Origin of the sequence: Paenibacillus sp. PvP094, from assembly GCF_040546835.1 — a bacterium.
In the GTDB taxonomy this organism is placed as follows: domain Bacteria; phylum Bacillota; class Bacilli; order Paenibacillales; family Paenibacillaceae; genus Paenibacillus; species Paenibacillus illinoisensis.
In genome coordinates, this window is sequence record NZ_JBEPOM010000001.1 from 4,333,650 (window position 1) to 4,347,187 (window position 13,538).

Genomic DNA, 13,538 nt, shown 5'->3' on the forward strand with positions numbered 1-13,538 from the left:
CGGGTTGAAACCGAAATCCCAGATTGTCAATCTGCCTGTGTACCAACCGGGCAAACCGATTGAAGAAGTGAAACGTGAACTGGGGCTTGAGCAAGTGATCAAGCTGGCCTCCAACGAAAATCCATATGGCAGCTCTCCTGCCGTACTGGAAGCCATTACGAAAGAGTTGGCCCAAGTTAGTCTGTATCCTGATGGCAGCGCCGTTGAGCTTACAGGGGTGCTGGCAAAGCATTTGGGCGTGGAACGGAACAACATTATTTTTGGCTGTGGATCAGACGAGATTATTGCATTAATTACCCGTGCCTTCTTCCTTCCCGGCGATGAGACCATCATGGCGGATCAGACGTTCTCCGTGTACAAAAGCAATGCAGACATTGAGGGCGCAGTGACAATTGAAGTTCCGCTTCAAGATGGAACGCATGACCTGTCCTCCATGCTCGCGGAAATTAGTGATAAAACCAAAGTCATCTGGGTATGTAATCCGAATAACCCTACAGGGACAATTATCTCTGAACAGGAACTTGTAGCATTTATGGATCGGGTACCTGCTCATGTAATGGTTGTGGTGGATGAGGCCTATTATGAGTTTGTAACGGATGCGGCTTATCCACAAACCATTTCCATGCTGGATCGTTATCCGAACCTGGTCATTCTACGGACATTCTCCAAAATCTATGGCCTTGCTTCACTACGAATTGGATATGGCATTGCACGTCCGGAGGTCATTGACCTGATTAACCGTGTACGTGAACCATTCAATACGTCGCGTTTTGGCCAGGTAGCAGCAACGGCTGCACTTTTGGACCAACCATTTGTTCGGGAATGTGCGAAGCAGAATGCATCTGAACGTGATTATCTGCAAAACGAGTTTGCCCGTCTTGGATTGCCGTTCTTCGCGTCACAAGGAAACTTCATCTTGGTCGATTTGGATATGCCATCTAAGGATGCATTCCAATCCTTGCTCAAACAAGGGATTATTGTCCGCCCTGGATTCCAAGTCTATCCAACATACATCCGTGTGTCAGTAGGCAAACCAGAACAGAACCGTGCTTTTGTGACGGCATTGGAGAACACGCTGGCTGAGAAGGCGACAACAAGCCACTAAAACCGGCGATGAAAGAGTGAGGTCTCATGAAATTAAAAATTGCAATGATTGGTGTGGGGCTCATTGGAGGATCTCTCGCGCTTTGCTTCAAAGGCAAGCCGGGAGTAACTGTAATGGGCTATGCACATCTACCTGAATTGAAAGAAAAGTACATAGCGAGTGGTGTAGTGGACGACGCTACACTCTCTCTGGAAGAAGCGGTGCAGGATGCCGACTTTATTTTTTTGTGCGTTCCGGTAGGTTTGCTTGAATCATATTTTCAACAATTGGCGAAGCTGCCCTTGAAAAAGGGATGCATCATTACGGATGTTGGCAGCACCAAAGCTTCGATTGCTGCTTGTGCTGAGCATGTACGTATGACCGATGCCTACTTCATTGGCGGTCATCCGATGGCCGGATCTGAGCGTGCTGGTGTTGACGCGGCTTCGGCCGTACTTTTCGAGAATGCGTACTATGTTCTGACTCCGTCTGCACATGTTCCTGAAGAGGCATATGCCAGATTATCCGAGCTTCTAGCGTATACGCGGGCTCAGATCGTCAGAGTTGAGCCGTTATTACATGATGATATTGTGGGAGCTATCAGTCATTTGCCACATGTCATCGCAGTAGCGCTCGTGAATCAGGTACGTGAATATAATGAATCGAATCCCCTGTATAAAATGTTGGCGGCAGGCGGGTTCCGGGATATCACACGTATTGCATCCAGTGATGCGATTGTATGGCGTGATATCCTGCTGAGCAATCGTGAAGTACTCCTTGGTCTATTGAAGGACTGGAACAGCCAGATGTCTGCTTTTACGGATATGCTGGAGAACGAGAATGGCCCAGGAATCGAAGATGCATTTCGTCAGGCCCGTGAATTTCGCAGCGTATTGCCAGAACGGCGTAAAGGCATGATCTCGCCGCTGTTTGACTTGTATACAGACGTTCAGGATGCGCCAGGGATGATTGGTAAGATTGCAACAGAGCTCGGGACACATGATATCAATCTGAGCAACCTGGAGATTATCGAGAACCGGGTTGATGTGCCAGGCATCATGCGTTTGTCATTCCGTCAGGAAGAGGATATGGAACGTGCGAAGTCTTTATTGGATTCCCTGGGATATCAGGTCTGGGTATGAGGATAGAAAAAAAGAGGGCGAAAGCCCTCTTTCTCTTTGTGTTGATAAACAGTTGTTACGATACGTCCTTAAAGAAGGGCAAAAAAAAGACCGCTTACATAAGCGGCCATTGCTCACGTGGAGCAATACAGTTATTGGATAGGAGTGGAGAGAAACCATACTGTACTTTTATTATATGTATACGTTTTCATTTTGTCAACACTTTATAAAAATTTGTTAAACCAAATTATAACTTACGTAAATTCAGGAAATAAAATCCTCCAAAAAAGGATCGAAAAAAAAGGTTAAAATTTTGAAACCTTTTTGGATAACTCTGCGTCTAATGAGTGTGCAATGTGCAATTTTGCCAATTGGGTCTTATGTCGTCATACTCGTAAAATAAGAGGCATAAGAATGACAGGTCGGGCTTTTGTAAATCCTAAAGAATTTGCCAGGAGGCTGCTGACCGTTGTACAATAAATACTGTTAATGTAGAAACGTTGGGGAAATTGCCATTACATAGGGGAATTTGGCGTAGAGGCCTGATATGGCTTTACGCTGTTTTATGCGGTGAGAACCGCAACTTTTTTGTGCCTATTCGGTAATACATGGATAGAGTCGAACGGGGAGAAGCACATGGATGGGCGAGGAGGGGTCGCACTCAAATGACGGATTCCCAGTTGATTCGAGAGATCAAGGAAGGTAACCTGGAGTTATATTCCGAGCTGATGCGTCGTTATCAGCGTAAAATACTGGCTTTCGTATATCATATGTTGAAAAGTTCCAATATGGAGCTGCTTGCGGAAGATCTCTGTTCTGAGACTTTCTATAAGGCATTCCGCAGTTTACACTCATTCCGCGAGGTTGATGCTTCATTCTCGACGTGGTTATATACCATTGCGAGAAATACGGTACTGAGTGAGCTGCGCAAACAGCGCAGTGGCAGTGTTCCTCTAGAAGAGAGCGGGGTTGTACCCATTGCTCCTTCCGAGAACGCCCCAGAGCATGCTGCACTGCGCAGTGAGCGGGTCATGCTGGTTAGAGATGCCATTAACAACTTACCGGAGAAGCAGCGTTCTGCCATCATACTCCGTGAATATGATCAACTAGACTACCAGGAGATTGCGAATATTCTTGGGCAGAGCGTCAGTTCTGTAAAATCGTTATTGTTCAGAGCAAGATCAAGCGTAAAAACCCAATTGGAACCTTATTTCTTCGAACCGGTGTACGAGCCATATGAAGGGATGAAGAACCGATGAATTGCAATGAAGCCCAGGACTTGTTTGCACTGATCTGGGACTTGCCGGCAAATCATCCTCAGCGGCTTGCTTTTCATGCTCATCTGGATGGTTGTGAGGAGTGCTCGCAGCAGTTTGAAGTTTGGGAAGAAGCCCAAGTGCTGCTGCACAGCATACCGGAACCAGTGACAGAGCAGCAGGCAGAGAGAGTCAATCGCAACGTAATGGACCGCATTTATGCGGAGTCCCCGTGGCTTTTGCCTGAAGAGGCAAAAGTGAATCGATTCTCTGCTGCGATCCGCAAGCATATGACGTTGTGGATTGCTGCGTTTCTGGCCATTTTTTTATGCAGTTTCTTATACATGGCGATGTTTAAGTCTGGGGTATCAGAAGCTGAACAGCAAAGCGTCGTTTCTACGGGGATTCTCGAAACAGCTGTTGCTGGAAGCGATCTGACTGCTTCAGGTATGTATCAGTACGACATGCCAGGGGCCGACAGAGGAAGCATTATTGAACCCTTTGTCGTAAGTATGGGACCTGCGTATCCGGGATACTGGATGGCCTTGTCACTACTCGCTATTGGCATGGCTTTGTTTTCGCTGGGGCGGATGCATCGAACGACCAACAAACGTAAACAAGGTGCGCGTGCGTAGTTAACCAGGCGTTCGCCGTATAGAAAAGAGGGATGAGATGCGAATTGGGCTTATTCGTCACGGTCTTACCGATTGGAACGCTGCAGGGCGTATCCAAGGGCAGACAGACATACCATTGAATGCCGAAGGGCGTCAGCAGGCAGAACGTCTGGGACACCGTCTGTTGACAGAGGATTATCAATGGGACTATATCATTACCAGTGGTTTATCACGGGCCCAGGAGACAGGAGAGATTATCTCTGGATTGCTAGACGTGCCTATGCTTGAGCCAGATGCGCGTTTAAAAGAAAGAGGTTTCGGTCAGATCGAAGGTTTGACCTCGGATGAACGAATCACCCGCTGGGGAACGGACTGGGAGACGCTGGATCTGGGACAGGAGCAGATTATTGATATACAGACTCGCGCTTTAGCGTTTTTAGAAGATTTGTGGGCTGCATATCAGGACAAAAATATTTTGATTGTAACTCATGGCGCTTTTCTCGCAAACCTGTTGTCTGCCTTGTTCAAAGACCGCTATACGGAACGAATTGGAAACCTGTCGCTTACGATCCTGGAAAAAGAACAGGATGACTGGAGTCCCTTGTTATATAATTGCACACGACATCTATCATTGGATGCAGCTAAACAATCTGAGTAATTGGACTCAGGTTGTTTTTTTTGTTTTGAAACAGCGAAACTGTCGTTTGGTATCATTCTGTGCCTCTCATTTTTCTTCTGAGCAGACAAGTTCGGGCATAGGATGAATAAAAAGATAAAAGATTTGGTAAATGAGGTTTAGATCATGGGAATTCCGTCAAACATGTTTACAAAACCAAACTACTCCGGCCCCGAATCAGTAGCCCAATAGTAGTTAACGGCGAGGCGATGGACCCATGAATCTAGCGGATATGCTAACTTTTGCCGATATCGGCCAGCTTAATCGAATAGCGGACTATTACCAATGTGAGTGCAAACCCAATTCCAAACATGAACTCATCCAGAGTATTCTCACAACGTTGGGCAGTAGACGATTTTTTGAGCAACAGGTCAGCGAACTTAATATGGCCCATCTGCGTTTCCTGAACAACCTGCTATTTGATCCTCGGCAATACTTTGGTATGGAGGAGCTTGTCGCCATTGCCCGTCAATCGATGGACAAAAAAGATAGCGAGTCCGGAGCCAGTCCGCGAGATCTTATCGTTCGGTTCACCAAGAGTGGATGGTTATTCAATGGAACAACACAGCATACGAAGTACCTATACCAGGTACCCCAGGATTTGAAAATGAGGTTCCGGGATGTGTTATCCGCACACCTGAAGGCGGGTATTAAAACGACAAATGAACCACTGATGTATCGAGATGAATACCATCTGCTGGTAGACGATCTGAAGTTGTTCCTGCAGTTTGTGCAGCAGCATGAAATTACGTTGAACGCAGAAGGCATGATGTACCGACGTTCTCAGCAGCAGGTGATGGATCATCTTCATGTCAGTGAAACATTGGTTGGAAAAGCAGGATGGAGGTTTGGCTACGGTCGTTCCTTCAAGGATTACCCTGACCGGTTTGCATTGCTATATGACTATGCATTCCACCACCGGCTTGTTCGGGAAGAACAGGGGCTGCTGAAATTGACTGCAGCCGGTGAGGAAAAACTGGGCGCAGAGAATACAGCCGAGATGATACAGCTATTTCGGTTTTGGTTAAGACTTTATAAAGGTGCTATTCCGAACTTGTCCTCCATTGTGTATTGGACAGGAGAATGTGCGCCTGGTTGGTCCACCGCAGAGTCCTTGTTCAGACAAATTGGCCCGTTAATCCAGCCGTTTTATTACGACACACCGGAGACGATCTATGAAACAAGAGTTGTCAAAATGATGCTGCATCTGGGGATGCTACGCCTCGGAGAGCAGGAGGGTGAGAGTACCGTGCAAATGACAGCATGGGGCTTGCGGCTCGCTGCAACCTGCCGATCGCTGTCTGGTGACACGACTCCTCTGGTGTTTGACATTTAGGGGACAAGTTGCTAAAATCACTCCCAAATTAAGGAGTGATACTGATATGATAATCCCATTCAAGGGTCAACAACCGCAGCTTCATTCTTCGGTGTATGTAGCTGAAGGGGCCAAACTTATAGGTGACCTAAAGTTAGGTGCAGATTCTACGGTCTGGTTCAATGCCGTATTACGGGCCGATCTGGCGCCAATATGGATCGGACAACGTTGTAACATTCAGGACAATGCTGTTGGACATGTGAATACGAATCAACCTTTGATTCTGGGAGATGACGTTTCAGTGGGACATGCCGCGATTATTCACGGTTGTCACATTGGAACAGGCTCACTGATCGGTATGGGAGCCATCCTTCTCAATGGAGCTGAAATTGGTGAATACACACTGATTGGGGCCGGTTCTGTTGTAACTGAAAATACTAAAATTCCGCCCTATACCCTGGCTCTGGGGACACCAGCCAAAGTGATCCGTGAATTGACGGATGCCGACCTTGAGCGGATGTCGAGGACTTCACTTGGTTATGTTGCCAAAGGTAAGGAATATAGGAGCTCTTAAATCCGTTTTGGAGGTGCATCCTATTGGATAAAATGAAAGTTACGTATGAAGTCATGTTGGGGCTGGCTGCTGAGATGGTGTGGGACGAAGCGCTTCGTAAACAGCGTAGCGAGAAGCTGTATATGGAAATCGACAAGGCGTTGGCTACCGGAGACGAAGTAGCTTTCCGGAGTCTGACGGATGAACTGAAAACCATAAACTGATGAACTGATGATCCAACCATATAAGAAGGAAATGCGTGATTACGCATTTCCTTTTGTGTTTTTAGGGAGAGATTTACGAATAACTCTATAGATTTACATCGTTTGCTCATATATAATATGGGAATAAAATGGATAGAGAGGGGAAATAGGGAATTGAAATTCAGTGAGATGACTCAAGACAGCTGGGCTGAACTGCAACTCTATCTGGATACATGCCTTATTCCATTCACCGGTCTTACGGGAAATCATTCGCCGGCTGAAGCCACGGAAGCACTAGAGAGGCTTAGAGATTTTCTGGATCTGATTGAAGTCCCGTTTAAAGGGAGGATCATGACATATCCAGCATTCCATTTCGCTATTCCGGAAATGTCAATGGCATTAAACACCATATGCGAGCAGCTGAAGCGCTCAGGATTCAAATATGTGGTGATAATGACATCAGATGGTTTTTTGGAGAAAGATAAAATTTCATCTGCAGATCTGGTTTTTAATCGATCTCAAATGGTTCAGGAAATAGATGAAGCGAAAATAGCAGGGTATGTCGGGGGAAAAGTGCGCGAGATGTGGAAAAATTAACATCTGACTGGAAATGTGACAATTTATCAACACTTTTTTAATAACGCTTACAATTGAACCTTAAAAATGTGTGACAAATTCTTGACGGTGTTCTAGGGCTACTATATGATTATGTATGTTCTAGTAAGTCGTGGAATTTCTGATAATGAAAACGTATGAGAGAGTTGGCTGAAAAAGGGGGGTGGAGACAGTATGAGCAGTGAGCATGACCAGCACGAAGCCTCGAACAAACCACCAAGCCGGATGGAAATGTCGCGCAGGCAGTTTTTAACGTACACGCTTGGTGGAGCTACAGCCTATATGGCCGCCGGTGCGATTCTTCCCATGGTCCGTTTTGCGGTGGACCCAATTTTGCAGCACAAGGGAGAAGGCACTTCTGTCAAAGTAGCTGAAATCAGCAAAATCACGAACGAACCTCAAGAATTCACATTTGAATTGCAGCAGCAAGATGGTTGGTACCTGAGTAATGCTTCGCTTGTGGCATGGATTCGTAAGGATGAGCAGGGTAAAATTTATGCGCTTTCACCGATCTGTAAACATTTGGGTTGTACAGTCGGCTGGAACAGTGACAAAAATTATCCTGATGAGTATCATTGCCCGTGCCATGGCGCGCACTATGACAAGGAAGGGAAAAATCTTGCCGTAGCCCCGAAACCGCTGGATGAATATGTGGTCAAGGAGGAACAGGGCTGGGTATACCTGGGCGAGATTGTTCCGAACACCCGAGTGAAATAGGAGGCGTGAACGCAGATGTTTAAAAATGTCTATGACTGGATTGACGAGCGTCTCGATATCACGCCAATCTGGAGGGACGTTGCGGATCATGAAGTTCCAGAGCACGTAAACCCGGCTCACCACTTTTCCGCATTCGTCTACTGCTTTGGTGGCTTGACGTTCTTTATCACCGTAATTCAGATTCTCTCAGGAATGTTTCTTACGATGTATTACGTACCTGATATTATCAATGCTTATGCCAGTGTCGAGTATCTGCAGACCAAGGTAGCTTTCGGCCAAATTGTGCGCGGCATGCACCACTGGGGAGCCAGTCTGGTAATCGTAATGATGTTTTTACATACGATGCGTGTATTCTTTACAGGCTCTTATAAAGCGCCCCGTGAGATGAACTGGGTTGTTGGCATGTTGATCTTTTTCGTCATGCTGGGTCTTGGATTGACCGGGTACCTGCTGCCATGGGATAACAAAGCCTATTTTGCAACCAAAGTTACCCTGGAAATTGCCAATACCGTCCCATGGTTGGGACCCATTATTAAAGAATTCCTTCAAGGTGGAACCATTGTAGGTGCACAGACGCTAACACGATTCTTTGCCCTGCACGTCTTCTTCCTTCCCGCTGTGCTTCTGGTGCTTCTGGTCGGACACTTCATCATGATCCGCAGACAGGGCATTTCGGGACCACTATAACTTGAGAAGGGAGGAATCGCAATGGCTCACGGACACAAGCCTGATGACCAGGAGAAGATTATCTTTGTCGGTGATTCACGCGTCCGAAAAGGGGCAGGTTTTATTACCCCGCCGGATTATACAGCGTATCCAGGCAAATCAGAAGCATTTATACCTAACTTTCTGCTGAAGGAATGGATGGTTGGTGTTGTGGTGCTGGTGGGTATCCTGGTACTGACCATCTCTGAACCTGCGCCGCTTGGTTATCCGGCCAATCCAAGCGCATCCGTTATTCCAATGCCGGACTGGTATTTCCTATTTCTGTATCAATATTTGAAATATCCTTATGCGTCAGGCGATTATGTCCTGCTCGGTGTTCTGGGTGTCAGCGGGGTTGCTTTTGGAGCGTTGCTGCTTGCCCCGTTCTTGGATACAGGCAAGGAACGACGGTTTTACAGACGTCCAATTGCATCATCACTCATGGTTCTGTCAATCCTCTCTGTATTTTATCTCACGAATGTGGCTTGGACACACTACAAGCACGAGCTTGAAGCGACAGGCCAGAAGCCTGAACACATTCAGCGTGAGGAAGAGGCGCTTGAGAAACATGCACAAGGTTTGCCAACGTCCAATGCACCGGGCCAACAGCAAGAAGTGGCCATCGTTGAGAAGGATGACCCTGCAATGGAAACGTTTAAAAAGGCAGGGTGTGTATCTTGTCATGCTGCTGATATGAAGGGTGCAAGTGGCCCCTCACTTCGTGGTGTGGGTGACAAGCACAGTCAGGATGAAATTTTAGCCATTATTAAGGATGGATATAACGGTATGCCTCCCATGTATGATAAAGCCATCGCCCAAGGTCTGACAGATGACGATATTAATCACCTGGCGGAATGGCTTGCGAAACAGAAGGCAGAACAGTAAAATCAAATTAAGCCAAAAACCTGACTGTTGTTGCGGTCAGGTTTTTTTGAGTGATTTACCAATCAACGCTTCATAAAGACAATAGAAATAGTATGAAGGAAGGGGCAGCGAACGTGTCTTTATCGTTTTTCTGGAGCCGGGAGTTTCTGACCAATCGGTATTTTCTGTGGCTTCTGTTTTGGTGTAATGCAGTGGGTACCGTGTATGGGTACATATGGTACGGAGATCAGCTGAAATTAACACTGGCGGAACAGCCCATATGGCAGGTTGTGTTTGTTCCGGACAGTCCTACAGCGAGTTTGTTTTTTACCCTTGGTCTTTTATGGGTTCTATATAAACCCAAGTCTGTGGTGCTCAACCGAATCGGACATGTTATTCAAGCTCTTGCTGTGGTTACATCGGTGAAATATGGGGTCTGGGCCGTTTCGATTATTTTTGCGGGTTGGATGCAGGGTGGGTCGCCGCATTGGCAGGACTGGATGCTGATCGCCTCACACAGTGCCATGGCCATAGAAGCGTTGATTTATGTCAGGTTCTTTGGTTTCAGATGGGTAGCGCTGCTTATTGCCAGTCTATGGACGTTATTGAACGATACGATGGACTATACATATAATATTTTCCCTTGGCTGCCTAGTGCCCTCTATGAGCATCTGGATGGCGTATGCAATTTCACTTTCGGGCTTACCCTGGTTAGCATTCTGTGTGCGTTGCTTGCATTGAGACAGGCTAGACGAGCCTGATTTCGCAAGCTTGTTCTAAGTGGCCGTGCCCTGCCATACATTGGTATGGGGGGGATGTCCATGAAGAGAATGTTCTGGAACAAAACCGGGTTATTGGTAGTATCGTTCATGGCGCTGTTGTTTTGGACGAACTTGTCATACAGTGTATCTGCACAAAGTGAAGGGAATGAAGGGGAAGCGGATCAACAAGCCCTTGTCAACAGTTCCATTCAGCAGCTTAATCAGGAAGCGACATCGCTCTACAGGCATGCCTTGGATCATAATATCGAAGAAGTCAGAAATGGTATTATGCGAATTAGCGAACGACTGGAGCATATTTCGTTTGAAGGTCAGACGACGGTCGAAGGCATCCATGCCTTATCCGAAACGATTGTGGAAGTAAAACAAGCAGCCGTCCGCGTCAAAAGTGATGACACCGGTCTTCAGCAGGCTTCTGCCAAGCTGAGGCTCGCTGCTGACAGTCTTGCGAATCCATCCAAACCCTTATGGCTCCAATATTATAAAATTGTAAAAGATGACCTTCAGGCCATATCCACTGCTGTGAGTCAGCATGAGAAAGCAGCAGCACTCACGAGCCGATATGCTTTGCTTGAAGAACACTATGAAACCATTCGACCGGCAGCGATGATTCGCCGTGAACCCTACGAGATCGCTCAGCTGGATGCCTGGTTATCCCATACCAAAGGGCTGACTGGAGCTAAACAGCCAGATATCACTCAGCTGCAAAGCATGATATCCCAAGGCGAAGAACTGGTTAATCAATTGTTTGGTCGCGAGAAGGATGAGAGTGCCTTTGTTCCATTTGTTCAGGGACCGAACCGGAGAGCGGCAGGATTATTCATCACTTCCGTGATTGTGGCCGCACTAACTTATGCAGGATATCGTAAATATCGTGCACAACAGCAAGGCATCTTTCCATTCCGGCGCTGATCATCGACTTCAAACCAAAGAACCTCTATACCGCAAGGCAGCGAATTGGCTTGTCCTTGGGATAGAGGTTTTTTGCATATATTTCAGTTGGGTTTCAAGATTCCTTAAAGCCTTCTCCATGAACGTCATGAACATCGCTGATGATAACAAAGGCTCGGGGATCAACAGATCTGACAATGGTTTGCAGTCGCCTGAACTCCTGACGTGAAATAACGCAGTAAGCAACATGTTTGGCTTGCTTGGAGTAGGCGCCAATGGCTGGAATCAGAGTTACACCGCGGTCCATTTCCCGGGTAATCAGATCGGCAATTTCAGGAGCGTGGTCACTAATGATCATGAATGCCCGAGCGGAATAAGCCCCTTCCTGAATGAAGTCAATGACCTTGGAGGCGATAAAGACGGCAACCAGCGTATAGAGTATTTTTTCTTTTGGAATGTAGATTAGTGAAATGCCGATAATAATAAAATCGATACCGAGCAAAATTCGGCCCATGCTCCATCCATATTTTCGATTGAGAATCCGTGCAATGATGTCTGAACCACCTGTCGTACCGCCTGAGCGGAATACGATGCCCAAACCAGCCCCGAGAGTGACACCTGCATAAAGGGCTGCCAGCAGGAGATCATTCTCCGTGTGCAGTGGCTCAATCCAACCCGAGTGAATCATTTTCTCAAACAACCACAGAAACACCGTAAGGGCACCAATGCCCACCCCTGTATAGACCATCTGTCTGCCGCCCAATATCTTGAGCCCAATCAGAAATAGCGGGACATTGATAACAAGGGTCGTCAGAGACGGAGAGAGGCCAAACGCATAATTGAGCAGTACGGTAACCCCGGTGACGCCGCCCTCCATTAGTTTGTTAGGGATAATGAAGTACAGCAGGCCAAAAGCATACAAAGCAGTACCTAGCAAAATAGGGAGAATCAGTTTGATTTGAATCCAAGTTTTGGCAGTGCTCATTAGATCCCTCTCCATATGTAAATTAATGATGAAGCAATACTTGCCATCTTAGTATACCTATTTATTGATTCTTTAAAAATGTTTTGTGCGTCAGGATGGTGGAAGTCAAACTAAATAACTGATATATTAGGAACAAATACGACACAATTTCAAAAGGAGAATCCGTTCTCATGGAGAAAAGCATCGCAGAAATGCAGCGCGAGGTTGACCTCTACATTTCCCAGTTCAAAGAAGGCTACTTCAGTCCGCTGGCCATGCTGGCGCGTATGTCGGAAGAGGTGGGAGAGCTAGCTCGGGAAGTCAATCACGAGTTCGGTGAAAAGCCGAAGAAGGCTTCTGAAGCAGACAATTCCATTGAGCTGGAGCTCGGGGATATTTTGTTTATCACGATTTGTTTTGCCAACTCGCTCGGGATTGACCTGGCACAGGCACACGACAAAGTCATGCATAAATTTAATACACGCGATGCAAATCGGTGGACTCCAAAAAACACCGATTAGGCGTAGATTACATATGCTGTACCATCACCCGATTGGGGAGGGACAGCTTGGATGATGAAGCCGGAAGATTATATGCAGCAGGCTTACCGCTGTATTTTGCAAAATGATTTTGAGCAAGCGATCCGTTGGTTTGAATCGGCTATTCTTGCTTACCCGGAACATGCGGAGCTTCACTACCGTTGTTCCATTACACATGCCCGCAGCTTGCACCTTGGTCCGGCACTGGAACATGCCCGTAAGGCAGCTGAGCTGTCCGGTGGCACCGAAGAATATGTTCTGCATCTGCAGACATTGGAAGCCAAACAGCTAAGTACACAGGCGAAGGTTTTGCTGGAACAGGCTGGCAGCGGAACACACGAACGATATGTTTCGGCTGCTGCTCTGCTGAAAGAAGCGGTTAAGCTTGATCCGCTGTCTGTCGAAGCGCATGTGATGCTTGCGCTGGCCTATAGCGATTTGAATGAATTTGATCGTGCAATCAAGGCTGTTCGTGATGCGATATCGCTGGATCCGCAGAACGCACAATTGCATCAAATGTACCAACAAATTAAGCAGCGTAAGAATTCTATTCAATAAGAAATTCATTTCATCTGACGCGAAAGCTGACGAAAATGAATTTTCTAGTGACTGAACCAACATACAGTGAGGAGATGCAGCCAA

Annotated in this window: 17 protein-coding genes; 16 read left to right on the plus strand and 1 reads right to left on the minus strand. The window is 46.7% G+C overall.

The features are described from left to right. Positions 1-4 precede the first annotated feature (4 nt). From hisC to ABIC22_RS20045, 14 genes are all read left to right on the plus strand, one after another. Complete coding sequence (gene hisC / locus ABIC22_RS19980; protein WP_354483295.1) at positions 5-1,105, plus strand: histidinol-phosphate transaminase; 1,101 nt, start codon at positions 5-7, stop codon at positions 1,103-1,105. A gap of 26 nt (positions 1,106-1,131) precedes the next feature. Next, positions 1,132-2,226: a prephenate dehydrogenase gene (locus ABIC22_RS19985; protein WP_127540296.1), complete on the plus strand. Its 1,095-nt coding sequence runs from the start codon at positions 1,132-1,134 to the stop codon at positions 2,224-2,226. A gap of 644 nt (positions 2,227-2,870) precedes the next feature. Then, entirely contained in the window at positions 2,871-3,464 is a 594-nt protein-coding gene (locus ABIC22_RS19990) for an RNA polymerase sigma factor (RefSeq protein ID WP_127540298.1), read from the plus strand. Continuing rightward, positions 3,461-4,096: an anti-sigma factor family protein gene (locus ABIC22_RS19995; protein WP_110758995.1), complete on the plus strand. Its 636-nt coding sequence runs from the start codon at positions 3,461-3,463 to the stop codon at positions 4,094-4,096. Before ABIC22_RS19990 ends, ABIC22_RS19995 begins: the two co-directional genes overlap by 4 nt. Before the next feature lie 37 nt (positions 4,097-4,133). Further along, the gene (locus ABIC22_RS20000) at positions 4,134-4,733 is read left to right on the plus strand and encodes a histidine phosphatase family protein (RefSeq protein ID WP_127540300.1); all 600 of its coding nucleotides are present in this window, start codon (positions 4,134-4,136) and stop codon (positions 4,731-4,733) included. Between the two features lie 235 nt (positions 4,734-4,968). After that, the gene (locus tag ABIC22_RS20005; RefSeq protein ID WP_127540302.1) at positions 4,969-6,087 is read left to right on the plus strand and encodes a hypothetical protein; all 1,119 of its coding nucleotides are present in this window, start codon (positions 4,969-4,971) and stop codon (positions 6,085-6,087) included. Positions 6,088-6,133: 46 nt separating this feature from the next. Beyond that, entirely contained in the window at positions 6,134-6,640 is a 507-nt protein-coding gene (locus ABIC22_RS20010; protein WP_127540304.1) for a gamma carbonic anhydrase family protein, read from the plus strand. A 23-nt stretch (positions 6,641-6,663) separates the two neighbouring features. Further along, the gene (locus ABIC22_RS20015; protein WP_095292837.1) at positions 6,664-6,843 is read left to right on the plus strand and encodes an IDEAL domain-containing protein; all 180 of its coding nucleotides are present in this window, start codon (positions 6,664-6,666) and stop codon (positions 6,841-6,843) included. A gap of 153 nt (positions 6,844-6,996) precedes the next feature. After that, positions 6,997-7,419, plus strand: coding sequence for a DUF2487 family protein (locus ABIC22_RS20020; protein WP_354483298.1), 423 nt, complete (start codon positions 6,997-6,999; stop codon positions 7,417-7,419). A 192-nt stretch (positions 7,420-7,611) separates the two neighbouring features. Next, entirely contained in the window at positions 7,612-8,154 is a 543-nt protein-coding gene (locus tag ABIC22_RS20025) for a QcrA and Rieske domain-containing protein (RefSeq protein ID WP_095361914.1), read from the plus strand. Positions 8,155-8,169: 15 nt separating this feature from the next. Then, positions 8,170-8,841 (plus strand): menaquinol-cytochrome c reductase cytochrome b subunit, encoded by a 672-nt coding sequence (gene qcrB / locus ABIC22_RS20030; protein ID WP_017687726.1) that lies wholly within the window; start codon positions 8,170-8,172, stop codon positions 8,839-8,841. 21 nt (positions 8,842-8,862) lie between these two features. Continuing rightward, positions 8,863-9,744: a menaquinol-cytochrome c reductase cytochrome b/c subunit gene (locus ABIC22_RS20035; RefSeq protein WP_354483300.1), complete on the plus strand. Its 882-nt coding sequence runs from the start codon at positions 8,863-8,865 to the stop codon at positions 9,742-9,744. Between the two features lie 113 nt (positions 9,745-9,857). Beyond that, positions 9,858-10,484 (plus strand): DUF1405 domain-containing protein, encoded by a 627-nt coding sequence (locus ABIC22_RS20040; RefSeq protein ID WP_354483302.1) that lies wholly within the window; start codon positions 9,858-9,860, stop codon positions 10,482-10,484. A gap of 60 nt (positions 10,485-10,544) precedes the next feature. Continuing rightward, complete coding sequence (locus tag ABIC22_RS20045; RefSeq protein WP_164764347.1) at positions 10,545-11,414, plus strand: sporulation protein YpjB; 870 nt, start codon at positions 10,545-10,547, stop codon at positions 11,412-11,414. A gap of 94 nt (positions 11,415-11,508) precedes the next feature. Here the strand turns inward: ABIC22_RS20045 and ABIC22_RS20050 are convergent, their stop codons facing one another. Then, positions 11,509-12,378 carry a YitT family protein gene (locus ABIC22_RS20050; RefSeq protein ID WP_354483304.1) on the minus strand — a complete coding sequence of 290 codons (870 nt, stop codon included), beginning with the start codon at positions 12,376-12,378 and terminating at the stop codon, positions 11,509-11,511. Positions 12,379-12,548: 170 nt separating this feature from the next. On the opposite strand from ABIC22_RS20050, the gene ABIC22_RS20055 reads away from it, so the two are divergent. After that, on the plus strand, positions 12,549-12,878 hold the full coding sequence (locus ABIC22_RS20055) for a nucleotide pyrophosphohydrolase (RefSeq protein ID WP_056696770.1): 330 nt from the start codon (positions 12,549-12,551) through the stop codon (positions 12,876-12,878). A gap of 51 nt (positions 12,879-12,929) precedes the next feature. Next, positions 12,930-13,454, plus strand: a complete 525-nt coding sequence (locus tag ABIC22_RS20060) for a tetratricopeptide repeat protein (protein ID WP_127540316.1) — start codon at positions 12,930-12,932, stop codon at positions 13,452-13,454. Positions 13,455-13,538: the final 84 nt, after the last annotated feature.

Excerpts from the sequence above, each read along its gene's own strand:
- ABIC22_RS19990 (WP_127540298.1), top strand. The coding sequence starts at position 2,871 with ATGACGGATTCCCAGTTGATTCGAGAGATCAAGGAAGGTAACCTGGAG.
- ABIC22_RS20025 (WP_095361914.1), top strand. The coding sequence starts at position 7,612 with ATGAGCAGTGAGCATGACCAGCACGAAGCCTCGAACAAACCACCAAGC.
- qcrB (WP_017687726.1), top strand. The coding sequence starts at position 8,170 with ATGTTTAAAAATGTCTATGACTGGATTGACGAGCGTCTCGATATCACG.
- ABIC22_RS20005 (WP_127540302.1), top strand. The coding sequence starts at position 4,969 with ATGAATCTAGCGGATATGCTAACTTTTGCCGATATCGGCCAGCTTAAT.
- ABIC22_RS19985 (WP_127540296.1), top strand. The coding sequence starts at position 1,132 with ATGAAATTAAAAATTGCAATGATTGGTGTGGGGCTCATTGGAGGATCT.
- ABIC22_RS20010 (WP_127540304.1), top strand. The coding sequence starts at position 6,134 with ATGATAATCCCATTCAAGGGTCAACAACCGCAGCTTCATTCTTCGGTG.
- ABIC22_RS19995 (WP_110758995.1), top strand. The coding sequence starts at position 3,461 with ATGAATTGCAATGAAGCCCAGGACTTGTTTGCACTGATCTGGGACTTG.
- ABIC22_RS20035 (WP_354483300.1), top strand. The coding sequence starts at position 8,863 with ATGGCTCACGGACACAAGCCTGATGACCAGGAGAAGATTATCTTTGTC.
- ABIC22_RS20050 (WP_354483304.1), bottom strand. The coding sequence starts at position 12,378 with ATGAGCACTGCCAAAACTTGGATTCAAATCAAACTGATTCTCCCTATT.
- ABIC22_RS20060 (WP_127540316.1), top strand. The coding sequence starts at position 12,930 with ATGATGAAGCCGGAAGATTATATGCAGCAGGCTTACCGCTGTATTTTG.
- ABIC22_RS20055 (WP_056696770.1), top strand. The coding sequence starts at position 12,549 with ATGGAGAAAAGCATCGCAGAAATGCAGCGCGAGGTTGACCTCTACATT.
- ABIC22_RS20000 (WP_127540300.1), top strand. The coding sequence starts at position 4,134 with ATGCGAATTGGGCTTATTCGTCACGGTCTTACCGATTGGAACGCTGCA.
- ABIC22_RS20045 (WP_164764347.1), top strand. The coding sequence starts at position 10,545 with ATGAAGAGAATGTTCTGGAACAAAACCGGGTTATTGGTAGTATCGTTC.